25 protein-coding genes and 1 riboswitch are annotated in these 21,681 nt (G+C 43.6%); of the genes, 18 read left to right on the forward strand and 7 right to left on the reverse strand.

The window, feature by feature from the left end; all coding sequences use genetic code 11:
* Nucleotides 1–19 precede the first annotated feature (19 nt).
* On the reverse strand, nt 20–172 hold the full coding sequence (locus NZD81_RS04740) for a YpzG family protein (protein WP_010327933.1): 153 nt from the start codon (nt 170–172) through the stop codon (nt 20–22).
* 163 nt (nt 173–335) lie between these two features.
* Here NZD81_RS04740 and NZD81_RS04745 point away from each other — a divergent pair, with 163 nt between their 5' ends.
* Both NZD81_RS04745 and NZD81_RS04750 read left to right on the forward strand, forming a co-directional pair.
* On the forward strand, nt 336–527 hold the full coding sequence (locus tag NZD81_RS04745) for a hypothetical protein (RefSeq protein WP_014664362.1): 192 nt from the start codon (nt 336–338) through the stop codon (nt 525–527).
* 102 nt (nt 528–629) lie between these two features.
* Nucleotides 630–2,555, forward strand: a complete 1,926-nt coding sequence (locus NZD81_RS04750) for an ATP-dependent DNA helicase (RefSeq protein ID WP_282372454.1) — start codon at nt 630–632, stop codon at nt 2,553–2,555.
* Between the two features lie 41 nt (nt 2,556–2,596).
* Here the strand turns inward: NZD81_RS04750 and kduD are convergent, their stop codons facing one another.
* Nucleotides 2,597–3,361: a 2-dehydro-3-deoxy-D-gluconate 5-dehydrogenase KduD gene (gene kduD, locus NZD81_RS04755; RefSeq protein ID WP_014664360.1), complete on the reverse strand. Its 765-nt coding sequence runs from the start codon at nt 3,359–3,361 to the stop codon at nt 2,597–2,599.
* A gap of 1 nt (nt 3,362) precedes the next feature.
* On the reverse strand, nt 3,363–4,190 hold the full coding sequence (gene kduI, locus NZD81_RS04760) for a 5-dehydro-4-deoxy-D-glucuronate isomerase (RefSeq protein ID WP_069149766.1): 828 nt from the start codon (nt 4,188–4,190) through the stop codon (nt 3,363–3,365).
* A gap of 221 nt (nt 4,191–4,411) precedes the next feature.
* On the opposite strand from kduI, the gene kdgR reads away from it, so the two are divergent.
* From kdgR to exnP, 14 genes are all read left to right on the forward strand, one after another.
* Complete coding sequence (kdgR, locus tag NZD81_RS04765; RefSeq protein WP_282372451.1) at nt 4,412–5,431, forward strand: pectin utilization transcriptional regulator KdgR; 1,020 nt, start codon at nt 4,412–4,414, stop codon at nt 5,429–5,431.
* Nucleotides 5,432–5,468: 37 nt separating this feature from the next.
* Complete coding sequence (kdgK, locus tag NZD81_RS04770) at nt 5,469–6,443, forward strand: 2-dehydro-3-deoxygluconokinase (protein ID WP_282372450.1); 975 nt, start codon at nt 5,469–5,471, stop codon at nt 6,441–6,443.
* A gap of 1 nt (nt 6,444) precedes the next feature.
* Nucleotides 6,445–7,035, forward strand: coding sequence for a bifunctional 4-hydroxy-2-oxoglutarate aldolase/2-dehydro-3-deoxy-phosphogluconate aldolase (gene eda, locus NZD81_RS04775; RefSeq protein ID WP_282374322.1), 591 nt, complete (start codon nt 6,445–6,447; stop codon nt 7,033–7,035).
* Nucleotides 7,036–7,079: 44 nt separating this feature from the next.
* Complete coding sequence (kdgT, locus tag NZD81_RS04780) at nt 7,080–8,072, forward strand: 2-keto-3-deoxygluconate transporter (RefSeq protein WP_136654133.1); 993 nt, start codon at nt 7,080–7,082, stop codon at nt 8,070–8,072.
* Nucleotides 8,073–8,182: 110 nt separating this feature from the next.
* Nucleotides 8,183–9,688 (forward strand): carboxypeptidase, encoded by a 1,506-nt coding sequence (ypwA, locus tag NZD81_RS04785; RefSeq protein ID WP_136654132.1) that lies wholly within the window; start codon nt 8,183–8,185, stop codon nt 9,686–9,688.
* Between the two features lie 140 nt (nt 9,689–9,828).
* Nucleotides 9,829–9,929, forward strand: a riboswitch (purine riboswitch).
* A gap of 89 nt (nt 9,930–10,018) precedes the next feature.
* Complete coding sequence (gene xpt, locus NZD81_RS04790; protein WP_014664353.1) at nt 10,019–10,603, forward strand: xanthine phosphoribosyltransferase; 585 nt, start codon at nt 10,019–10,021, stop codon at nt 10,601–10,603.
* Nucleotides 10,600–11,916 (forward strand): xanthine permease PbuX, encoded by a 1,317-nt coding sequence (gene pbuX / locus NZD81_RS04795; RefSeq protein WP_282372448.1) that lies wholly within the window; start codon nt 10,600–10,602, stop codon nt 11,914–11,916. The genes xpt and pbuX overlap by 4 nt, the downstream gene beginning before the upstream one ends.
* Before the next feature lie 73 nt (nt 11,917–11,989).
* The gene (gene bpsA, locus NZD81_RS04800; protein WP_282372447.1) at nt 11,990–13,087 is read left to right on the forward strand and encodes a type III polyketide synthase BpsA; all 1,098 of its coding nucleotides are present in this window, start codon (nt 11,990–11,992) and stop codon (nt 13,085–13,087) included.
* A gap of 3 nt (nt 13,088–13,090) precedes the next feature.
* A complete protein-coding gene (gene bpsB, locus NZD81_RS04805; protein WP_282372446.1) occupies nt 13,091–13,597 on the forward strand; it encodes an alkylpyrone methyltransferase in 507 nt (168 codons plus the stop codon).
* A 70-nt stretch (nt 13,598–13,667) separates the two neighbouring features.
* Entirely contained in the window at nt 13,668–13,757 is a 90-nt protein-coding gene (fbpC, locus tag NZD81_RS04810) for a Fur-regulated basic protein FbpC (protein ID WP_100069434.1), read from the forward strand.
* Between the two features lie 175 nt (nt 13,758–13,932).
* On the forward strand, nt 13,933–17,514 hold the full coding sequence (dynA, locus tag NZD81_RS04815) for a dynamin GTPase (RefSeq protein WP_282374321.1): 3,582 nt from the start codon (nt 13,933–13,935) through the stop codon (nt 17,512–17,514).
* A 64-nt stretch (nt 17,515–17,578) separates the two neighbouring features.
* A complete protein-coding gene (locus NZD81_RS04820; protein ID WP_014664348.1) occupies nt 17,579–17,836 on the forward strand; it encodes a YpbS family protein in 258 nt (85 codons plus the stop codon).
* Between the two features lie 74 nt (nt 17,837–17,910).
* Nucleotides 17,911–18,057, forward strand: coding sequence for a hypothetical protein (locus tag NZD81_RS04825; RefSeq protein WP_003230761.1), 147 nt, complete (start codon nt 17,911–17,913; stop codon nt 18,055–18,057).
* A 98-nt stretch (nt 18,058–18,155) separates the two neighbouring features.
* Nucleotides 18,156–19,046, forward strand: coding sequence for a 5'-3' exonuclease ExnP (gene exnP / locus NZD81_RS04830; protein WP_014664347.1), 891 nt, complete (start codon nt 18,156–18,158; stop codon nt 19,044–19,046).
* A gap of 7 nt (nt 19,047–19,053) precedes the next feature.
* Here the strand turns inward: exnP and sspL are convergent, their stop codons facing one another.
* Genes sspL through NZD81_RS04845 form a run of 3 tightly spaced genes read right to left on the reverse strand, consistent with a single transcriptional unit; the run spans nt 19,054 to nt 20,311 of the window.
* A complete protein-coding gene (sspL, locus tag NZD81_RS04835) occupies nt 19,054–19,182 on the reverse strand; it encodes a small, acid-soluble spore protein L (protein ID WP_003218255.1) in 129 nt (42 codons plus the stop codon).
* Nucleotides 19,183–19,223: 41 nt separating this feature from the next.
* Nucleotides 19,224–19,622: a reverse transcriptase-like protein gene (locus NZD81_RS04840; protein WP_069149758.1), complete on the reverse strand. Its 399-nt coding sequence runs from the start codon at nt 19,620–19,622 to the stop codon at nt 19,224–19,226.
* On the reverse strand, nt 19,622–20,311 hold the full coding sequence (locus NZD81_RS04845) for a queuosine precursor transporter (protein ID WP_134975414.1): 690 nt from the start codon (nt 20,309–20,311) through the stop codon (nt 19,622–19,624). The genes NZD81_RS04840 and NZD81_RS04845 overlap by 1 nt, the downstream gene beginning before the upstream one ends.
* A gap of 82 nt (nt 20,312–20,393) precedes the next feature.
* Here NZD81_RS04845 and NZD81_RS04850 point away from each other — a divergent pair, with 82 nt between their 5' ends.
* Nucleotides 20,394–21,074 (forward strand): ribonuclease H family protein, encoded by a 681-nt coding sequence (locus NZD81_RS04850; protein ID WP_040082831.1) that lies wholly within the window; start codon nt 20,394–20,396, stop codon nt 21,072–21,074.
* Nucleotides 21,067–21,249: a zinc-finger domain-containing protein gene (locus NZD81_RS04855; RefSeq protein WP_004397944.1), complete on the forward strand. Its 183-nt coding sequence runs from the start codon at nt 21,067–21,069 to the stop codon at nt 21,247–21,249. Before NZD81_RS04850 ends, NZD81_RS04855 begins: the two co-directional genes overlap by 8 nt.
* 27 nt (nt 21,250–21,276) lie before the next feature.
* Here the strand turns inward: NZD81_RS04855 and NZD81_RS04860 are convergent, their stop codons facing one another.
* Nucleotides 21,277–21,546: a DUF2564 family protein gene (locus tag NZD81_RS04860; protein WP_040082832.1), complete on the reverse strand. Its 270-nt coding sequence runs from the start codon at nt 21,544–21,546 to the stop codon at nt 21,277–21,279.
* Between the last annotated feature and the right edge of the window lie 135 nt (nt 21,547–21,681).

Here is a 21,681-nt window from a genome sequence, read left to right on the forward strand (position 1 = left end):
TTTCAGCCATATTCTATCGTTACCAACGGTGAGCTTTCGCATTGCTTCTCAATATAATGTTGGTTTGGGACATTTCAGTGTGACCGTTTACTTGAGACTTAGAACGTTTAGGCCGCGTCCAATTGTGATGAAACAGTTCAGAATGCTGATCTAATCGGTTTCTATAACTCATGTCAACATCACTCCCTGATAGAATATTGTTGATAAGACGGATAATCCAAAGACGGAATATCAAGTGTAGTTTGTGCAAGTTTCGGGGATAACATGCGGTAAAGCATGTATATAAAATGAAAAGTTCGCATACAATGATGATTATTTCCATCAGAGGTGATCTCATGCTGAACAGCGAACATTTTAATCTTATTCAAAGGGCGCTTGACGCAACAGCAAACGAGCTAAAGGAGCTCGGGACTGATTCGTCTCCGTCTGTGATGTCGCATGCGCAAAATGATTTAGAAAAAGCGGTAGAACATATTTATTCAACAGACCATCCTTTTTTATCGTCGCATGTGATCAATCGCAAGTAAACTGCAAAAAACTTGGCAATGCCAAGTTTTTTTATTGTATTCATCAGCGGAAAATGATATTATTGGTGGTCTGAATGTCGAATAGTTGGGGGTTGGAACTAGGTGACAACATCACGTTTGCCTTTTTCTTTAACGAAAACAAAGAATTTTTATGAAGAATTGAACAATTGGATTGGTGACGTGTTTTACGATATCCTTCCCGAAAAAGGGTTTGATCTTCGGGATGAGCAAGTATTTATGGCTTTTCAGCTGGAGCGGGCGTTTAAAGAGAAAAAAGTCATGTTCGCCGAAGCTGGAGTGGGAACGGGGAAAACGCTGGTTTATCTTCTGTTTGCGATCAGCTATGCAAGGTATGTCGGCAAACCGGCCATCATTGCTTGTGCCGATGAAACATTAATCGAACAGCTGGTGAAAAAAGAGGGCGATATTTCAAAGCTGGCTGAGCATCTTGATCTGAAAATTGATACAAGGCTGTCAAAATCACATGAGCAATATTTATGCTTGAAGAAGCTTGAAAAAACAATGCAGCGTTCTGATGATGATAAATGGCTGGATCTTTATGAATCGTTACCGTCATTTGTCCATGAGTCACAGGCGATGCAGCGCTTTTATCCGTATGGCGACCGTAAGCAGTACGCAAATCTATCAAATGAAGAATGGTCTGACGTAAGCTACGACTCGTTTCAGGACTGTCTGACTTGTGATATGAGACACAGATGCGGCCTGACGCTTTCCAGAGATTACTACCGCAAGTCAACGGACTTAATCATATGTTCTCATGATTTTTATATGGAGCATGTATGGACGGAAGAATCACGCAAACGAGAAGGACAGCTGCCGCTTTTGCCTGATCATAGTGCAGTTGTATTTGATGAAGGGCATTTGCTAGAGTTTGCTGCACAAAAAGCGCTTACCTACAGAGTGAAGCAGTCTACACTTGAATTGTTTTTAGAACGTTTGCTGCAAAATGACATCAGAGAAGAGTTTGCAGAATTGATTGAAGATGCACTTGCTGCAAACGACGAATTTTTCTATGTTCTTTCTGAAGAATCAAAAGAAGTAGCCGGTTCACACCGTTTAGAAATAAAAAATGACCAGCGTGTCAAAAAGACGGCGGACGAGCTTTGCCGTTTACTTGATAAAATCGGTGAGGCACTTGTATTCGAGTCTGAAATGTACACGATTGATCAATACGAGCTGTCAGTTGTAGAAGAGTATGTTGAACAAATGGCGTATTCATTATCTCTATATCAAAAGGACGCGATCAGCTGGCTGGAGAAAAAGGAAGCAGAATCCACTTTTGTCGTGATGCCGAGAACGGTAGCAGAAGTACTTGGCGAAAAGGTGTTTTCTAAGAAAATCCCTTATATCTTCTCGTCTGCTACGTTGTCAGAAGGCGGTTCATTTGATTATATTGCCGACAGTCTCGGGATTCATGATTATTTGTCATTAACTGTTGATTCCCCTTATGATTATGACGAGCAAATGACTGTTAATCTATACACAAAAACAGACATGGCGGCTGAACAAAAAGCGGCTGAGACGATTGAAACAATCAAACGTTACAAAGGTAGAACCCTTGTGCTATTCCCTTCTTTTGAAGAATTAAACGAGTTTAAAGAGCTGTCGGCTGCATGGGAGCTGCCGTATCCGATTTTCTTTGAAGGTGATGAAGAAATCAGCAGCTTAGTGGAGAAATTCCAAGAGGAAGAGGAAACAGTACTTTGTTCGGTTCACTTATGGGAAGGACTCGATATTCCTGGTGACGCATTGAGGAATGTTACAATTTGGTCATTGCCATTCCCGCCTCATGACCCTGTATTTACTGCGAAACGCAACGGAGCGAAAAAAGATTCGTTCGAAGAAGTGGATCTGCCATATATGTTGTTACGCGTACGGCAGGGCATCGGGCGTCTGATTCGCTCGAATCAAGACAGCGGCTCGATTCACATTTACGCTGGCGGAGAAAATGAACGCATCATTGATGAGGTCAAAAAGGTCCTGCCTGTTGAACCGCATATGATGTAATAGGAAAAGCTGACGATCTTGTTCGTCAGCTTTTTTCATTGTCAGCGGGATAGCCAGCCTCCATCAACAGCTAAGATATGTCCATTCACATAATCTGAAGCACGTGACGCCAAAAAGACTGCTGTCCCTCCGATATCATCCGCTTGGCCCCAGCGGCCGGCAGGAATTCTTTTTAAAATGTCCTCATTTCGCTTTTCATCATCCCGAATAGGCTTTGTATTCGCAGTAGAAATATAGCCTGGGGCGATTGCATTGACCTGAATGCCCGATGCTGCCCACTCATTTGCAAAGGATTTTGTCAAACCGGCAACAGCGTGTTTGCTCGCGGTGTAAGCAGGAACGAGTATCCCGCCTTGAAAAGACAGGAGAGAGGCGATATTAATTATCTTTCCATAACCTCTTTTCAGCATGTGTCTGCCTGCCAGCTGTGTCAGAATAAACAAGCTGTTTAGATTGACATTCAGTACGTGCTGCCAGTTCTCTTCTGCAAAATGTTCCGCTTTTTCTCGATGAATAATACCCGCATTATTAACAAGGATGTCGATCTGCCTGTTTTCGAACAGCTCAGCTGCTGAATTCTTGATCGCTTCCGGCTTGCTCATGTCCAATGTAAAAGATGTAAATGTCCGGCCTTCCTGTTCCACAAGCTGCTGTGTTTCAGACAGACTGCTTGTATGTGATGTGCCGATAATATCAGCGCCAGCCCCGGCCAGCGCTTTGGCAATTCCTTGACCGATCCCTGTTCCCGGGCCTGTCACCAGCGCTGTTTTTCCTTCTAGTGAAAAGGCGTCATGCAGATAACCCATCTTATTTCAGCCCATCCATCGGAATGAGATCCATGTCCGTAAAAGTATAATTTTCTCCAGCCATCGCCCACACAAAGCTGTAATTTGATGTTCCTGCGCCAGAATGAATAGACCAGGCGGGGGAAAGGACAGCCTGCTCATTACCAACCACAAGGTGGCGTGTTTCGTCTGGCTGGCCCATGAAATGAAACACCTTTGAGTCTTTTTCAAGATCCAGGTAAAGATAAGCCTCCATCCGACGGTCATGAACGTGAGCCGGCATGGTATTCCAGTTGTTGTTTTGATCTAACATCGTTATTCCCATCATCAGCTGGCAGCTTTTAATGCCATCCTGATGTATGACTTTGTACAGGCTTCTGACATTAGACGCTGCATCATCACCAAGGCGGTCCGGTGTCAGCTCAGATAGGGCGGCTTTTTGTGTCGGATAGCTTTTGTGGGCGCAGGAGGAGACGAAGTAAAACTTCGCTTTTTCCCCGTTCAAGCTTGAAAACGATACATCCTGATTGCCCATTCCAATATAGAGAAAATCCTTTGTTTGAAGCACATATTCATCATCGCCAACCCTGACAGCACCAGGCTGGCCGACATTAATAATCCCGATTTCACGCCGTTCCAAAAAGAAGTCTGTTTTTAGAAAATCACCTGCATCAAGCTTCAGTTCACTTTGCCCTGGAGCCGCTCCGCCGATGACAACCCGGTCTTCATGTGAGTAATACATCGTAAGTTTGTTTTCTGTAAATAAAGAATCCATTAAGAAATGACTGCGAAGCTCCTCTGTTGTAAAGCGTTTTACTTGTTCAGGATGTACAGAATAACGATTTTCCATTATATTTCCCCCTTGGTTAGGATTTCAGCATCACTTGAATGAAAATATTTTGGTAACGGTTTCAAAGAAAATTTTAGGATAAATAGTGTAAAGAGTCAACGAAAAAATAATGAATTGACACATTATTAAAAAAACTCTTCCCAAATGTTAAAATTATGGTATTCTTTTGTTGTAACGGTTTTGAAATCGGTTTCAAATATAAGAGATACAGGAGTACTTGAATGAAAAAGAAAACAACAGGCCATACAACCATCAAAGATGTAGCTGAATATGCAGGAGTTTCGAAATCAACAGTTTCCCGCTATATTAACGGAAAAATTGACGCGATTTCTCCTGAAAAAGTGAAAAACATTAAAAAGGCAATCGCAGAACTGAATTATCGGCCGAGTAAAATGGCCCAAGGTTTGAAAATAAAAAAAAGCAAGTTAATTGGATTTGTTGTAGCGGATATTACAAACCCTTTTTCGGTCGCTGCTTTTAGGGGAGTCGAAGAGGTTTGTGATCAATATGGCTACAGCATTATGGTGTGCAACACAGATAACAGTCCTGAAAAAGAGCGGGAAATGCTCTTAAAGCTAGAAGCCCATTCGGTTGAGGGCCTGATTTTAAACGCAACAGGGGAAAACAAGGATTTGCTGCGCGCTTTTGCTGAACAGCACATTCCGACGATCTTAATTGACCGGAAACTGCCGGATCTGAAACTGGATACCGTAACGACTGACAACAGATCGATCACTAAAGAGATTCTTCAGAAGTCTTACAGCAAAGGGTATACTGATGTCGCGCTGTTTACCGAACCAATTTCCTCTATCAGCCCTCGTGCAGAAAGAGCAGCGGTGTATCAGGAAATGGCTGCGGTTCAAAATGTGAACGGGCTTGTCAGAATGTATGAAATTGACGTAAAGGACAAGGAGCAGCTTAAAGCGGCGCTTCGTTCTTTTCACAAGGAGATGCCGGAGCAAAAAAAAGCGATTCTGGCTTTGAATGGCTTGATTATGCTGAAAATCATCAGCTGTATGGAAGAGCTTGGCCTGCGCATCCCTCAAGATATAGGGATTGCAGGGTTCGATGATACGGAATGGTACAAACTGATCGGTCCAGGCATTACAACGATCGCTCAGCCGTCACATGATATGGGCAGGACGGCGATGGAACGTGTATTAAAAAGGATTGAAGGTGACAAAGGAGCGCCTCAAACCATTGAATTGGAGGCAAAAGTCATCATGAGAAAGTCACTTTAATCCTAGGTGCCCTCAACTAAGAGGAGGTTGGGAAGAGATGAAGCTTGATGCGGTGACATTCGGTGAATCAATGGCCATGTTTTACGCAAATGAGTATGGAGGCCTTCATGAAGTATCCACTTTTTCTAAAGGGCTTGCCGGAGCAGAAAGCAATGTCGCCTGCGGCCTTGCCAGACTCGGATTCCGAATGGGATGGATGAGCAAGGTCGGCAATGATCAGCTCGGCACGTTTATTGTACAGGAGCTTAAAAAAGAGGGAGTGGATGTGTCCCGCGTGATCCGCTCGCAGGACGAAAATCCCACCGGGCTGTTGCTGAAGTCAAAAGTGAAGGAAGGCGACCCGCAAGTTACCTACTATAGGAAAAACTCAGCTGCAAGCACATTAACTTCTGCTGAATATCCAAAAGATTATTTTCAATGCGCAGGCCATTTGCATGTGACAGGCATTCCGCCTGCCTTATCAGCCGATATGAAAGACTTCACGTATCATGTCATGAACGACATGAGAAACGCCGGGAAAACCATTTCATTCGACCCTAATTTAAGGCCTTCGCTTTGGCCTGATCAAGCAACAATGATACACACAATCAATGATCTGGCTGGGCTTGCAGACTGGTTTTTTCCGGGGATCACAGAGGGAGAGCTATTGACCGGAGAAAAAACACCTGAAGGTATTGCTGATTATTATCTGAAAAAAGGAGTCAGCTTTGTTGCTATTAAACTCGGAAAAGAAGGCGCTTACTTTAAAACGGAGACAAGTGAAGGATTTCTAGAAGGCTGCAGGGTCGATCAGGTGGTTGATACAGTCGGCGCCGGAGACGGATTTGCAGTCGGTGTGATCAGCGGTATCCTAGATGGTTTGTCGTACAAGGATGCGGTGCAAAGAGGGAATGCGATTGGCGCTTTGCAAGTGCAGGCACCGGGGGATATGGACGGTTTGCCGACCAGGGAGAAATTAGCTTCGTTTTTATCTGCTCAAAGAACGGTTTACCAAAAGAAAGGGGATTATTAATATGGATTCCAAAATCGTTGAAAACCGTCTGCAAGAAGCCAGGCTGATTGCAGTCATTCGCTCAAAGGATAAACAGGATGCCTGTCAGCAGATTGAGAGTTTATTAGATAAAGGGATTCGTGCAGTTGAAGTGACGTATACGACGCCCGGGGCATCAGATATTATCGAAACCTTCCGTAATAGAGACGATATTTTAATTGGCGCGGGCACGGTCATCACCGCGCAGCAAGCTGGGGAAGCTGCTGAGGCTGGCGCACAGTTTATTGTCAGTCCGGGTTTTTCAGCTGATCTTGCTGAACACCTTTCTTTTGTAAAGACACATTATATCCCCGGCGTCTTGACTCCGAGCGAAATTATAGAAGCGCTGACATGCGGTTTTACTACATTAAAACTGTTCCCAAGCGGTGTGTTTGGAATTCCGTTTATGAAAAATTTAGCGGGCCCTTTCCCGCAGGTGACCTTTATTCCGACAGGCGGGATACATCCGTCTGAAGTGCCGGATTGGCTTAGAGCCGGAGCTGGCGCCGTCGGAGTCGGCAGCCAGCTGGGCAGCTGTTCAAAAGAGGATTTGCAGGCTGTTTTCCAAGTGTAAGTGGAATTGTTTTTTCATAACCGGAGGATGGGAGAATCCACAATATGAAAATCAAGGCGACAATTGAACGGGTACCTGGCGGAATGATGATTATTCCGCTATTTCTTGGAGCGGCGCTCAACACGTTTGCTCCTGGAACAGCGGAGTTCTTTGGAGGTTTTACGGGTGCTTTGATTACCGGAACGCTGCCGATACTGGGTGTTTTTATCTTTTGCGTAGGAGCAACGATTGATTTTCGTTCCTCAGGCTACATCGCAAGAAAAGGAATCACGTTATTATTGGGAAAGGTCGGATTTGCGGCGCTGCTCGGCGTGATCGCAGCGCAATTTATACCAGACGATGGCATACAATCCGGCTTTTTTGCAGGCCTTTCTGTTTTAGCAATTGTCGCGGTAATGAATGAAACGAACGGCGGACTGTATTTGGCGCTTATGAACCATATGGGAAGAAAAGAGGATGCGGGCGCTTTCGCCTTTATTAGTACAGAATCAGGTCCTTTTATGACCATGGTGACGTTTGGTGTGACGGGACTTGCCGCATTCCCATGGGAAACGCTGGCAGCGACAGTCATCCCGTTTTTGCTCGGATGTATACTTGGAAATCTGGATCATGATCTCAGGGACTTATTCAGCAAGGTTGTGCCAGCGATCATTCCATTTTTCGCCTTTTCGCTCGGCAATACCTTGAATTTTGGAATGCTGATCCAATCAGGGCTGCTCGGCATTTTTATCGGAGTTTCTGTCGTCATTTTATCGGGCAGCTCCTTGTTTTTGCTTGATCGTTTTGTCGCGCGGGGGGACGGTGTCGCGGGTGTGGCGGCTTCTTCTACGGCGGGGGCGGCTGTAGCTGTCCCATACGCATTAGCGGAAGCGAATGCCTCATTTGCCCCAGTTGCTGAATCGGCAACTGCAATTATAGCGACGAGCGTAATTGTCACCTCGCTCTTAACCCCGCTGGCAACAGTGTGGGTGGATAAAAAAATCAAACAGAAAAAGAGGAGAACACCTCCGCCAAAAAATCAAATGACGATCAACTGAATAAAAGGCTGCCGCCAAACGTACCGGCAGCCTTTTATACAAACAATTTGACTTTCATTCCCCCTTCCATTAGCCTGTAATGGAACGGCTAGAATAGGGAGGGAATGGATATGGAGATACATACATATGAAAAGGAATTTTTTGATCTTTTAAAACGAATTTCACATTACAGCGAAGCAGTCGCGTTAATGCACTGGGACTCCAGAACTGGCGCGCCGAAAAACGGCTCAGAGGACCGGGCTGAAAGCATCGGCCAGCTTTCAACAGATATATTCAATATCCAGACATCCGATCGAATGAAAGAGCTAATCGATGCCCTGTATGAACGATTTGATGACTTGTCAGAAGATACGAAAAAAGCGGTGGAACTGGCAAAAAAAGAGTATGAAGAGAATAAGAAAATCCCTGAGGCTGAATACAAAGAATACGTAATTCTGTGTTCAAAGGCAGAAACAGCATGGGAGGAAGCGAAAGGAAAATCTGATTTCAGCTTGTTTTCTCCTTATTTAGAGCAGCTGATTGAATGTAATAAACGTTTTATTACGTACTGGGGATATCAAGAGCATCCTTATGATGCATTGCTTGATTTGTTTGAGCCCGGTGTTACGGTAAAGGTGCTTGATCAGCTGTTTGCTGAGCTGAAGGAAGCGATTATCCCTCTTGTTAAACAGGTGACAGCTTCCGGAAATAAACCAGATACAAGCTTTATTACAAAAGCGTTCCCGAAAAAAAAGCAAAAAGAGCTCAGTCTGTATTTTTTACAGGAGCTTGGCTACGATTTTGATGGCGGAAGACTTGATGAAACCGTTCATCCGTTTGCAACTACGCTGAACCGGGGAGACGTTCGAGTCACGACGAGATATGATGAAAAAGATTTTCGGACGGCAATCTTTGGCACCATTCATGAGTGCGGGCACGCGATATACGAGCAAAATATTGATGAAGCGCTGAGCGGTACGAACTTGTCAGACGGTGCATCAATGGGAATTCATGAATCTCAATCATTATTTTACGAGAATTTTATCGGCCGCAACAAGCATTTTTGGACACCGTACTATAAGAAAATTCAAGAGGCATCACCTGAACAGTTCAAGGACATCTCCCTGGATGATTTTGTCCGGGCAATCAATGAATCAAAACCTTCATTTATCAGGGTTGAAGCGGATGAATTGACGTATCCTCTTCATATCATCATCCGTTATGAAATTGAAAAAGCGATTTTCAGCAATGAAGTGTCTGTAGAAGAACTGCCATCGCTTTGGAATCAAAAATACCAAGATTATTTAGGGATTACACCGCAGACGGATGCAGAGGGGATTTTACAGGACGTCCATTGGGCAGGAGGAGATTTCGGTTACTTCCCATCCTATGCGCTCGGCTACATGTATGCGGCTCAGCTGAAACAAAAAATGCTTGAGGATCTCCCTGAATTTGACGCTCTCTTAGAAAGAGGGGAATTTCATCCGATAAAGCAATGGCTGACGGAAAAGGTGCATATTCATGGAAAACGGAAAAAGCCGTTAGACATTATTAAAGATGCGACAGGAGAAGAACTGAACGTTCGCTATTTAATTGACTATTTATCAACCAAATATTCAAATCTCTATTTGGCATAATCAAAGCCTGGCGGCGCGGCCGCCAGGCTTTTTATGATCGGATTCCTTTTAAATACGAATGATATCTAAAATAAAGAAAATAAAGTTCGGAAATTTTCACTTTCAGCCTATGCAAGAGATTAGAATCTTGATATAATTTATTACAATATCATAGGAACACTCATATAATCGCGTGGATATGGCACGCAAGTTTCTACCGGGCACCGTAAATGTCCCGACTATGGGTGAGCAATGGAACCGCATATGTACGGTTTTTTGTTATATCAGCATTGCTTGCTCTTTATTTGAGCGGGCAATGCTTTTTTATTCTCATAACGGAGGTAAGACTGGATGGAAGCACTGAAAAGGAAGATAGAGGAAGAAGGCGCCGTATTATCAAATCAAGTATTGAAAGTGGATTCTTTTTTGAATCACCAAATTGATCCGCTGCTTATGCAGAAAATTGGTGACGAATTTGCGACCAGGTTTGCACAAGACGGTATTACCAAAATTGTGACAATCGAATCATCAGGTATCGCTCCCGCTGTAATGACAGGCTTGAAGCTGGGTGTACCTGTTGTCTTCGCAAGAAAGCATCAATCATTAACACTTACTGACAACTTGCTGACAGCGTCCGTTTATTCCTTTACGAAGCAAACAGAAAGCCAAATCGCGGTGTCTGGGACCCACCTGTCGGATCAGGACCATGTGCTGATTATCGATGATTTTTTGGCAAATGGACAGGCAGCGCACGGGCTCGCGTCAATTGTGAAGCAAGCGGGTGCTTCTATTGCAGGAATTGGCATTGTGATTGAAAAGTCATTTCAGCCGGGAAGAGATGAACTTGTAAAACTGGGCTACCGAGTGGAATCTTTGGCAAGAATTCGGTCTTTAGAAGAAGGGAAAGTGTCCTTCGTACAGGAGGTTCATTCATGAAAAATGGATTCGGCAAAACGCTGTCATTAGGGATTCAGCATGTTCTTGCCATGTATGCCGGTGCCATTGTCGTTCCTCTGATTGTCGGAAAAGCAATGGGACTGACTGTCGAACAGCTGACCTACTTAGTATCGATTGATATTTTTATGTGCGGTGTGGCTACACTTCTGCAAGTATGGAGCAACCGCTTTTTCGGGATCGGACTTCCGGTAGTGCTTGGCTGTACATTTACAGCGGTATCGCCGATGATTGCGATTGGATCTGAATACGGGGTTTCGACGGTTTACGGAAGCATTATTGCTTCAGGCATTCTAGTCATACTTATTTCATTTTTCTTTGGAAAGCTCGTCTCGTTTTTTCCGCCGGTTGTGACAGGCTCTGTTGTTACGATTATCGGTATTACTTTGATGCCGGTTGCCATGAATAACATGGCTGGCGGAGAAGGAAGTGCAGATTTCGGAGATCTCTCCAACCTTGCCCTTGCTTTTATCGTTTTGAGTATCATTGTGCTTCTATACCGTTTTACAAAAGGCTTTATCAAGTCCGTCTCGATTTTGATCGGTATTTTGATTGGGACCTTCATCGCTTATTTTATGGGGAAAGTTCAACTTGCTAATGTGTCGGATGCGGCAGTTGTACAAATGATTCAGCCATTTTACTTCGGAGCGCCGTCTTTTCATGCAGCGCCTATCATTACGATGTCTATCGTTGCGATTGTCAGTCTTGTGGAGTCTACTGGTGTTTACTTCGCCTTAGGTGACCTGACAAACCGCCGTTTGACAGAGAGAGATTTGTCTAAAGGCTATCGCGCTGAAGGGCTGGCTGTGCTTCTGGGCGGTATTTTTAACGCTTTTCCTTACACGGCATTCTCTCAAAATGTCGGGCTTGTTCAGCTCACAGGAATCAAAAAAAATGCTGTCATTGTGGTCACAGGTGTGATCTTAATGGCATTCGGGCTGTTTCCAAAGATCGCTGCTTTCACGACGATTATTCCATCTGCTGTTTTGGGCGGTGCAATGGTTGCGATGTTTGGAATGGTGATCGCTTACGGAATTAAAATGCTTAGCCGCATTGATTTTGCGAAACAGGAAAATCTGCTGATTGTTGCCTGCTCAGTGGGTTTGGGACTCGGTGTGACCGTTGTGCCGGATATTTTCAAACAGCTTCCGAGTGCCTTAACGCTTCTTACAACGAATGGCATTGTGGCGGGCAGCTTCACTGCAGTTGTCTTAAATATTGTATATAACGTATTTTCTAAAGCCAAAAAAACAGAACAAGAAGCTGACCTTACGGAACAAAAAACAGCAGTCTAACTCCGCCGCGGCGGAGTTTTTTTTGCATATAAAAAAGATCGTTGCGGCACAATGTATGCAAAGAGGTGATTGCATGGCGTTTATTTTATCCATTGGAACAAGTCTTCCTGTATATGATGTAAATCAAGAGAAAGCGGCTGAGTTCGCCCGCTATATGTTTCAGCATTCCTTTAAGGATATTGACCGGCTGTTATCCTCCTTTAAAAACGGGCAAATCCATTCGAGACAGTTTGTTAAGCCGATTGAATGGTATAAAGAGGAGCACAGCTTTGAAGAAAAAAATCAAATATACATAGAAGAAACACTTAAGCACAGCAGGGAGGCTGTTCGTGAGTGCCTCTCTCACCCTGAATTTGTTCAAGAAGCCATACCTTATGAGAAAGTGGAAGCGGTTTTTTTCGTCTCCAGCACAGGTCTTTCCACACCGAGTATCGAGGCGCGGCTTATGAATGAACTTCCGTTTTCTCCATATACGAAGCGGGTTCCGATTTGGGGCTTAGGCTGTGCAGGAGGGGCCAGCGGGCTTGCGCGCGCAGCCGAATACTGCAAAGCGTATCCGGAGGCTTTTGTGCTTGTCATTGCTGCTGAGCTGTGCAGTCTGACATTTCAGCCGGAAGATAAAACGAAAAGCAATCTGATCGGCACCTCGCTATTTGGTGACGGCGTTGCCGCAGCGTTATTATGCGGAGAGAAGGCAGAACGCACGGTGTCCAAACTGAAGCTTGCCCCGAAGATAACAGACTTCCAATCTGTTTTGATGAAACAATCAGAAGATGTCATGGGCTGGGACTTTACCGATCAAGGATTCAAAGTCATTTTCTCACGAGACATACCAACTTTGGTAGAAAATTGGCTCAAAACAAATGTACAGATTTTTTTGGATAAACATCAGCTGTCATTCCGTGATATCAGTGTTTTTTTGGCGCATCCAGGCGGAAAAAAAGTGATCGACGCATACATCAAAAGTCTTGGACTGTCGTCAGAAAAGCTTTCATCAGCGCAAAACATATTGCGAAAGCACGGAAATATGTCTTCAGCCACAATCTTGTATGTGGTCAAAGACCATCTGCAGAACGGACATAAAAAGGAAGCTGAACGGGGACTGATTGGCGCATTAGGGCCGGGTTTCTCATCAGAACTGCTATTATTCAGCTGGGAAAAGGGGGCTTGACTTATGTTTTGGTTGTTGATCGCCATTCTCATTGTTCAAAGAGCAGCAGAAATGGCAGTGGCCAGACAAAATGAACAAAAGGTAAAGAAGCAAGGAGCAATTGAATTTGGCGAGAGCCACTATCCGTATATCATTACGATGCATATCCTTTTTTTCCTGTCCTTAATTGCCGAAGTGCTGCTGATGAATAAACAGCCGTCAAGCTGGTGGGTCGGTATCGCCGCAGTTATTTTAAGTGTACAGGCAGTGCGATATTGGGCGCTTTGTTCCTTAGGAGCAAATTGGAATACGAAAATCCTTGTCGTTCCAGGTGCAGAGCTTGTAAAAAAAGGTCCTTATAAATGGATGAAACACCCAAACTATGCTGTTGTTATACTTGAAATTTTGCTGATTCCGCTGCTTTATCAAGCGTATGTCACCATGTGTCTGTTTTCCATTTTAAATGCCGTGTTGTTAACCGTCAGAATTCGCGCAGAAGACAAGGCATTACAGGAATACAGTGTAAAATAGCGATTGAAAATCATTCTCACTCATGTTAAAATGAATTTGAAAAAGATTCTCAATCAGGATGGTGAATCAAATGACAATGCTGTTTTTGCTCGGAGCGGTTTGTACATATAGTGTATTAATTGGTTTTGTATTAAAAGGAATCTCTAATAAATCTGTTTGATGAATCTGGAACTTGTAAAAGTTGCAGATTTTCTTTTATAGAAGCTGCCATAATGGCGGCTTTTTTCTATTCTCCTAAAGAAATTTGGTTTATTCTTGTGTAAAATGAAAAGGGAATGAATTCAGATCTTTCGAAAAAGGTTCACAATTGAAACGGCACAAAGGGGTTCAGACTTATGACAGATCAAAACAGAAAAGAGCTTTTGCACAAAACTGGGGAACTTTATCAGCAATTTATTGAGAATCAAGATGAACAAAGGGCTGCTAAACTGGCTGCGGTCATGAAAAAAGCGGCAGATGAAGAGGTTTATATCGCGTTTACGGGGCATTATTCAGCGGGGAAATCATCACTGCTGAACTGCCTGTTAATGGAGAATATTTTGCCGACAAGCCCGATCCCAACGAGCGCTAACCTTGTTGTGATCAGAAACGGGGAAAAGCGAGTTCGGCTTCATACAACAGACGGAGCGTGTGCTGAGCTGGAAGGGGCTTACCAGAAAGACAAGGTACAGCAATATTGCAAAGACGGTGAACAGATTGAAAGCGTCGAAATTTTTGACAGGTATACTGAGATCGATCCCGGGGTTGCGTATATTGATACTCCAGGGATCGATTCAACAGATGATGCTCATTTTCTATCGGCTGCTTCTATTCTTCACCAGGCGGATGCGCTGTTTTACGTTGTTCACTATAATCACGTGCACGCCGAGGAAAATGTAAAGTTTCTCAGATCAATTAAAGAAAACATTCCGAATGTGTATTTTATCGTTAATCAAATTGACCGCCATGACGAGACGGAGACAAACTTTGGAGACTATAAAAAACAGGTAGAGGAGATGCTTTGCAATGAAGGGATTTCAAAGGAAGCGCTCTATTTTACGTCAGTAACAGAACCTGATCACCCGTTTAATCAGATTGGGGCTTTGAGAGAAGAGTTAAAAAGAATAGAAAAGCAATCAAAAAACAATTTGCAGGCTTTAACCGAACAAAAGATCCGTAATCTGCTGAAGAAACATACGGAAATGCTGAAGAAAGACGAAACAGACGGCCCGAGTTTCGTTGCACAGCTTAACATCCAAACTGGACTGGTCCAATCGCTGCGTGATCAATTGGATGAGGCTGCAAATCAGGCGGCTGAGGCAGAGAAGAGGATGCAGGAAGAAATCAATCGTATTTTAAAAAACGCCAACCTGACGCCTTTTGAAATGCGTGAATTGGCGGCTGCATTTTTAGAGTCACAAAAGCCTTCTTTTAAAACCGGCTTTTTCTTTTCTAAAGCGAAAACTGCACAAGAAAGAGATAAAAGGCGGAATGTTTTTTTCTCTGATGTGACCAAACGAACAGAAGCCGAAGCGGATTGGCACATAATAGACACGCTCCATAAACTCGCCAAAGCATTTGATGTCCATGACGCTGAGTGTGAAAAGCTGATTCAGTCCTATCGCACTCCGCTTGATATAAGCATCATTGAACGCGCGGTCAAGCAAGGTGCAGCCTTTTCTTCTGAATATGTATTGCAATATACAAAAGACTTGGCAGAGCTGGTCCGGAAAGAGGCGAAAAGAGAGGCCGCAGACATCATAAAGGTACTCTCCGCTATGGTGAAAGAGCGTGTTTCCAAAGACGTGCAAACGGTTAACGACCGGCTCGTCCAAGAATCGGAAAAACTTGTCCTTCTTCAAGAACAGGCTCGTTTAGAGAATCATGCCCGCGAGAAAATCAATCGCCTGTGGGCCATTTGGGAAGAAGAGTCCGAATGCCCGATGCATATAGATATAGAATGGTTTAAATTGAAGAAAAAAAGAGTGGCGGCTCCAGAACAGAAACAAGGCCGAGGCCAGCTGGCGGAGCAGCCGATGCCGAATCCAGAAATCAATATAGAACAAGAACTGCCGCTTCAAGACCAAATCAAACGCTTTTACACTTTGTCTGATGTTTTAGGCGAAAGCAGCATGTTGTCAAAGCATATTTCAGCGTTTCGTGAAAGGGTTAAACGGCTTGAGGAACGGAAATTTACACTTGCTCTTTTTGGAGGCTTCAGTTCGGGGAAATCATCTTTTGCCAATGCGCTTGTTGGCGAAAGAGTGCTGCCATCCTCACCAACGCCAACCACAGCGACAATTAACAAAATCACAAAGCCAATCAATGGCAGCCTAAACAAAACAGCGGATGTAGTATTTAAGACGGAGGATGACATAACAGCTGAAATTTTGCAGCTCACCGAAATATCAAAAGAACCCACAGGTCGTTCCTTCACAGAGAAGTGGGAAAAGGCAGTCAAAAAAAACAGGCTGCAAGAAGAGCACGTGAAATTGATCAGAAATTTTCTGCTTGCATACGAGAGGTATCAGCAGTATATACAGGAACAGAAGATATTAACGATTCCGCTGTCTGAATTAAAGCCGTATGTAGCAGAGGAAACAACGGCCTGTGCTGTGAAAGAGGTAACGGTCTACTATACATGCCCACTCACTGAAAAAGGGATTACGATTGTTGATACACCCGGCGCGAGCAGCATGAATAAACGGCATACAGAGCTGGCATTCCAATATATCAAAGATGCGGATGCATTTTTTTATATGACCTATTATCAACACTCCTTTTCAAAAGGAGATCGTTCATTTTTACGGAAGCTCGGACTTGTGAAAGAATCGCTCAGCATGGATAAAATGTTTTTCGTTATTAATGCCGCAGACCTTGCAAAAGATAAAACAGAGCTTGAAACAGTGACCGATTATGTCAGCGTGGAGCTTGTAAAAGAAGGGGTTTATGAGCCGCAGCTCTTTACCGTTTCAAGTAAGGAGGAGCTGCTGGGAAAACCGGAATCATTTTATAACCAGTTCCCGAAAGTAAGAAAACACTTAGATCGATTTATCGAAGTGGACGTAAAAAAAGCGTCCGCTGCACAGCTCAGTTTGGAAGCAGACAAACTATGCGAAACTGTTTTCCAGCTTCACAAATCCCAGCATCAGTCCATAGAAGAGAAGGAAGCGCAGAAACAGCGTCTCATGCTGTCATTTGAGCAGGCAGTTGCCGGTATCGAGAAACGGCGGAACTCAGTAACCATCATTGAGAAAGTGAAAAAAGATACAAGAGAGCAGCTTTATCACATTACACAGCGATTATCGTATTTTGCAAATGATTTATTAAAATCGGCATTTCATCCCGGGCTGCAAAACGGGGATTGGAAAAAGAATGTGAGTAAGGCGATGACAACAGCCTTGCATGAATACCAGTTTGAATATATTCAGGAAATCAAAACGCTTGATGTTCGCATGAGCGGTTTCATCGAACGGCATATCACAGAAGAATGGCTGGATAACTTTCAAAAAACATTAAACGCAGACGGTTATTTTTCCATTTATGCGGGTGATCAGCATTTGAGCGGCATACAGCTGAAGGAAGTTGAACCAGAAATGGAAGAACGTGTTTTTGAAAAGGAACTAAAAGAGGTCAAATCACCGAAGCAGTTTTTTGAGCAGAAAGGAAAAGCGGCCTTTATCGAAGCTGTACGGTTGAAACTTACGAAAATCACAGAGGCATGGATAAAAAATGAAGAAGAGAGCCTGATCTCTCATTACACAGCTCACCTCAGACGCTTACAGGAAGATATGGCTGAAAAGGCAATCGCGCAAATAACGGATCAAAAAGAGACGTATTTCAGAGGATATGCAGAAGGGGAACATGCGAAAGAGATTGAAATGGCGTACCAAGCGTGCATCTCCTGGAAAAGTTCAGAGAATACAATAAAAATGTAAAATTCAGTTGGCTTGTATGTCAAGGCATGATAGACTAAATAGAAAAAAGCGAGATGAACGATTAATGTCAGAGGTACATAAAGCAATTTCAGCACATTCATCAAAACAGCACGAGCATATCAAAGCATTTATGCGTCTTGAAAATATGCGTGAAATGGCCATTGAAGAAGCTGTAGCTAAATGCAAAAACGATGAGCCTTTTACTACAGACGCTATTAATGACATCACCGAGCAAATGAATCAGCTCGCTAAAAAAGGCATCGTCCCGACAAGACGGCTTGTATCAAAAGAAATGGTCAGAGAATACGTAAGCCGAGTGTAAGCTGGATGATCCTGCCGCGATTGAACCTCCTGCCGGATGCATATACTATGGACATCCGACGTAAGGGGGGATTCATGTTGGGCAGAACAAAGCTGGGAAACAGAAATGCACAGGCGAATAACAATGCCAAAAAGAAAAACGGATTTCAAACCCATTTTGACTCTTACGCAGGACGCGAAGCTGAGAAGCTGATCGCCAGCAACAAAAGACACAACGACTGATAATACCCAAACAGTATCTCTTTATTAGAGATACTGTTTTTTATTTCTGGGCCGCTTTATGCTAAAATAGAAGGAATGAAAGAAAAGGGAGTTATCAGATGAATAATAATAAACTATTGCTGGTTGACGGCATGGCTCTTTTATTTCGGGCTTTTTTTGCCACGGCCGTACATCGCAACTTTATGATAAATGACAGCGGGGTGCCGACGAACGGCGTCAATGGCTTTTTAAAGCATTTGATTACAGCCGTGGAAACATTCCAGCCGACACACGTCGTCTGCTGTTGGGACATGGGGAGCAAAACGTATCGTAATGACTTGTTTCAAGATTATAAGGCAAACCGCAGCGCACCGCCTGTGGAACTGATCCCGCAGTTTGATTTGGCAAAGGAAGCAGCCGCTGAGCTTGGGATCATGAATATTGGCTTTGCCGGTTATGAAGCAGATGATTGTATTGGAACTCTTGCCGATTTATTTGCAAATGAAGCAGACATTACGGTCGTAACAGGGGACAGAGACTTACTCCAGCTGCTAACGGATAAAGTAAGCGTTGCTCTGCTTCAAAAAGGAATCGGAAATTATAAAGTCTATACAAAAGAGACTTTTTATGAAGAAACAGGGGTAATGCCGAAAGCTTTGATTGATATTAAAGCGCTTATGGGTGATTCCAGTGATAACTATCCCGGCGTCAAAGGGATTGGAGAAAAAACAGCCTACAAACTGATTCGTGAATATGAAACGATTGACCGTTTATTGGAAAATCTTTCTCTTCTTCCAAAGGGACAGCAGGGAAAAATTCAGCAAGGTTTAAGTGATTTGGAGATGTCGAGGAAGCTTGCGGAAATTCATTGCTCTGTGCCGCTGGTCTGCACACTGAAAGACGCTTTATTTACTTTGCAAATGGAGCAGGCGGCTCAAATGCTTCGCCGCCACCAAATTAAAGGAATTGAGCGCATGCTTGAAAAGCTGAACGCTAGAGAGATCGTATAGATCTTCTCTAGCGTTTTGTATTGCTTTTTTTTGCCCTTTCCTCAAGCTCTGTTTTAGGGTCATTATGTGTATTGCCTTCCAGGTCGCCTTGCGGAGTAACGCCGCCAGTCAGCCGGCCTTTATCTTTCTTTTTCATGTTAGTTCACCTCGCCATTAGGATGAACCAATGACTAAGATTTAATTCTTTTCATTCAGCCGAATTGCATCTTTTGCCAGGAGATCGGCTTTTTGGTTTTGCTTGCCCGGTATCCATTTGATGAAAAATAGAGGGAAGGCTGCTTTTAAGCGGGTGATTTCCTCTACAAACGGCTGAAACGTTTTATTTTTAACCATTTCAAGCTCAGCGGCGCGCTCCACAATATCTGAATCCGTTCGAAAGGAAACCGATTGATACCCGCGCGTTGCGCATAGCTTCATCCCTTCAATTAATGCAAGAAATTCCGCTTCCTGGTTTGTATGCACTCCGATTGGAATAGAGAAAGATTCTGCTTTCCCCTCATGTTTGATAAAAATGCCGATACCGGAAGGCCCGGGATTACCGGCGCTTGCGCCGTCTACATATATTTCTGTAGGCATTATGAACTCCTTTCATCTTTAGGTATCATTTTTTTGGCTGCATAAGCATAAGGCAATGAAATCAAAGATACCGCAAACTTAATCAAATATGTAGAAATAAAAATATGAAGCCAAACGTCTGCCGGATAAATGCCGAAAAAAGCGACAGCAGTGAATATGAATGTATCAAACAACTGGCTGACTGCTGTACTGCCGCCGTTTCTGAGCCATAAAAGCCGATCAGAAGGAAATATCCTTCTAATTGCCGAATATACATAAACATCCAGCGTTTGGCTGAAGATAAAGGCAAGCAGACTTCCTAACCCAACTCGCGGAAGGAATCCAAAAATCGTTTCCAGCGCTGTTTGTGATATGTCGCTGGAAGCCGGTTCGAAAAGCAGCACGCCCTGCATGACAAATGTCAGCGTCAGGAGCGTTGAGAATCCGAGCCATACCGCTTTTCTGGCTTCAGCCGGCCCGTATTTTTCATTCAGTACATCTGTCGCAAAAAAGATTGTGCCATACATCACATTCCCGAGTGTCGCTGTTAAGCCAAACAGTTCCACTGTTTTGACGACTTGGAGGTTGGCGCAGACTGTCGCAAAACCGATCCAAACAAACAGTCCCATTTTGCCAAATCCTTTATAAAATAAAAGAACAATGATAAAATGAATGATCGCAAAAAAGATCCAAAACGAATTATTAAACAAGATGAAAAAGCTTCCTTTCCGGGGTAAGATTGGTTTGATTATAGCATAAGCCCGGCAACTAATGAATGGTAAGGTGATCGTAATGAAGCTCAGACCGCATTTAAAAATAGAAGCAAAAGGAACGGGATCCGTCTCATTTTTCAGCGAAGACTGGCTGACAGCACAGCAGGCACGTATGCTCGCCAGAGAGCTTGGACGTTTTCCATACATGAAAGAGCTGGAGTTCGAAGACGAGAAAGGCGGCAGCTGGACGCTGAAGGAATTGGAAAAGCTGACCGAGGAGCTTGCTCAAGAGCCTGATAACATCACTGTTTATTTTGATGGCAGTTTCGATAAGGAGAGCGAACTTGCGGGTCTAGGGATTGTTATCTATTATTCGTTGGGAGGAGTCCGGCATCGTTTGAGAAAAAATAAAAGCTTCCGGCTGAAAACCAATAATGAAGCTGAATACGCGGCACTTTATGAAGCAATAAGAGAAGTAAGAGAGCTTGGGGCAAGCAGAAATTCAATTACGATCAAAGGGGACTCGCTTGTCGTATTGAATCAGCTTGACGGCAGCTGGCCTTGCTATGATCCATCTCATAATGAATGGCTGGACAAAATAGAAGCACTCCTTGAATCACTGAAGCTTACTCCAACCTACGAAACGATACAGCGGAAAGACAACCAGGAAGCTGACGGCCTCGCTAAAAAAATTCTATCCCATCAATTCGTAGAAAGCCACACGAAATTAGACCGTAACGGAGATGACGATATTGGATAAGAAAATGATCTTTAAAGAACTGACAGAACTGCACGATGAATATTGCAAGGACTGTTTTATTAAGAAGCAATTTCGCAAAGAATTTGGCAAAACTTATGCACATTCTTTTTGTATCAATAAATGTACGGTTGGTGAAAAATTGAAAGCATACGGAGATGTCTTAACCAATCACTAAAAATAAAAACCGCAGAAGCTGCGGTTTTTATTCTTTGAATTCATCGAGCTGATGCTCGCTGTCATCCAGCAGCTGCTGTTGCTGCTTTACAAATTCAGGATCGTCGAGAGCTGCCAGCTCTTCAGAGTGTGACAGTTCTCTAGCATCCTCAATGGCTTGGTATGCTGAGTCGACTAATGTTTTGCTTTGGCCTCTCGTCGCGGCTCCTGTTGTTTTCTGCGCTGTTTCCACTGCTAGCTCCAGCTGCCGCTTATCCGTAAAGCCAGTCTGATCCTCATTATGGAATTTTGAAGTCAACAAAAACACCTCCACAATTATTTTGCAGAGTTTTTTTGAAATTTATGTACCAAAATAGAAAATAAAATAAAAATAAGCCGATATAACTATTGAACCAGAAATAATAGGACTGTTTTACTATTTGAGGTATCTTGA

Origin of the sequence: Bacillus sp. B.PNR1, assembly GCF_030386235.1 — a bacterium.
GTDB lineage: Bacteria > Bacillota > Bacilli > Bacillales > Bacillaceae > Bacillus > Bacillus stercoris.

Bases quoted from the DNA above. Each gene is read 5' to 3' on its own strand.
- NZD81_RS04740 (WP_010327933.1), bottom strand. From the start codon at position 172: ATGAGTTATAGAAACCGATTAGATCAGCATTCTGAACTGTTTCATCAC.
- NZD81_RS04745 (WP_014664362.1), top strand. From the start codon at position 336: ATGCTGAACAGCGAACATTTTAATCTTATTCAAAGGGCGCTTGACGCA.
- kduD (WP_014664360.1), bottom strand. From the start codon at position 3,361: ATGGGTTATCTGCATGACGCCTTTTCACTAGAAGGAAAAACAGCGCTG.
- kduI (WP_069149766.1), bottom strand. From the start codon at position 4,190: ATGGAAAATCGTTATTCTGTACATCCTGAACAAGTAAAACGCTTTACA.
- kdgR (WP_282372451.1), top strand. From the start codon at position 4,412: ATGAAAAAGAAAACAACAGGCCATACAACCATCAAAGATGTAGCTGAA.
- kdgK (WP_282372450.1), top strand. From the start codon at position 5,469: ATGAAGCTTGATGCGGTGACATTCGGTGAATCAATGGCCATGTTTTAC.
- eda (WP_282374322.1), top strand. From the start codon at position 6,445: ATGGATTCCAAAATCGTTGAAAACCGTCTGCAAGAAGCCAGGCTGATT.
- kdgT (WP_136654133.1), top strand. From the start codon at position 7,080: ATGAAAATCAAGGCGACAATTGAACGGGTACCTGGCGGAATGATGATT.
- ypwA (WP_136654132.1), top strand. From the start codon at position 8,183: ATGGAGATACATACATATGAAAAGGAATTTTTTGATCTTTTAAAACGA.
- xpt (WP_014664353.1), top strand. From the start codon at position 10,019: ATGGAAGCACTGAAAAGGAAGATAGAGGAAGAAGGCGCCGTATTATCA.
- pbuX (WP_282372448.1), top strand. From the start codon at position 10,600: ATGAAAAATGGATTCGGCAAAACGCTGTCATTAGGGATTCAGCATGTT.
- bpsA (WP_282372447.1), top strand. From the start codon at position 11,990: ATGGCGTTTATTTTATCCATTGGAACAAGTCTTCCTGTATATGATGTA.
- bpsB (WP_282372446.1), top strand. From the start codon at position 13,091: ATGTTTTGGTTGTTGATCGCCATTCTCATTGTTCAAAGAGCAGCAGAA.
- fbpC (WP_100069434.1), top strand. From the start codon at position 13,668: ATGACAATGCTGTTTTTGCTCGGAGCGGTTTGTACATATAGTGTATTA.
- dynA (WP_282374321.1), top strand. From the start codon at position 13,933: ATGACAGATCAAAACAGAAAAGAGCTTTTGCACAAAACTGGGGAACTT.
- NZD81_RS04820 (WP_014664348.1), top strand. From the start codon at position 17,579: ATGTCAGAGGTACATAAAGCAATTTCAGCACATTCATCAAAACAGCAC.
- NZD81_RS04825 (WP_003230761.1), top strand. From the start codon at position 17,911: ATGTTGGGCAGAACAAAGCTGGGAAACAGAAATGCACAGGCGAATAAC.
- exnP (WP_014664347.1), top strand. From the start codon at position 18,156: ATGAATAATAATAAACTATTGCTGGTTGACGGCATGGCTCTTTTATTT.
- sspL (WP_003218255.1), bottom strand. From the start codon at position 19,182: ATGAAAAAGAAAGATAAAGGCCGGCTGACTGGCGGCGTTACTCCGCAA.
- NZD81_RS04840 (WP_069149758.1), bottom strand. From the start codon at position 19,622: ATGCCTACAGAAATATATGTAGACGGCGCAAGCGCCGGTAATCCCGGG.
- NZD81_RS04850 (WP_040082831.1), top strand. From the start codon at position 20,394: ATGAAGCTCAGACCGCATTTAAAAATAGAAGCAAAAGGAACGGGATCC.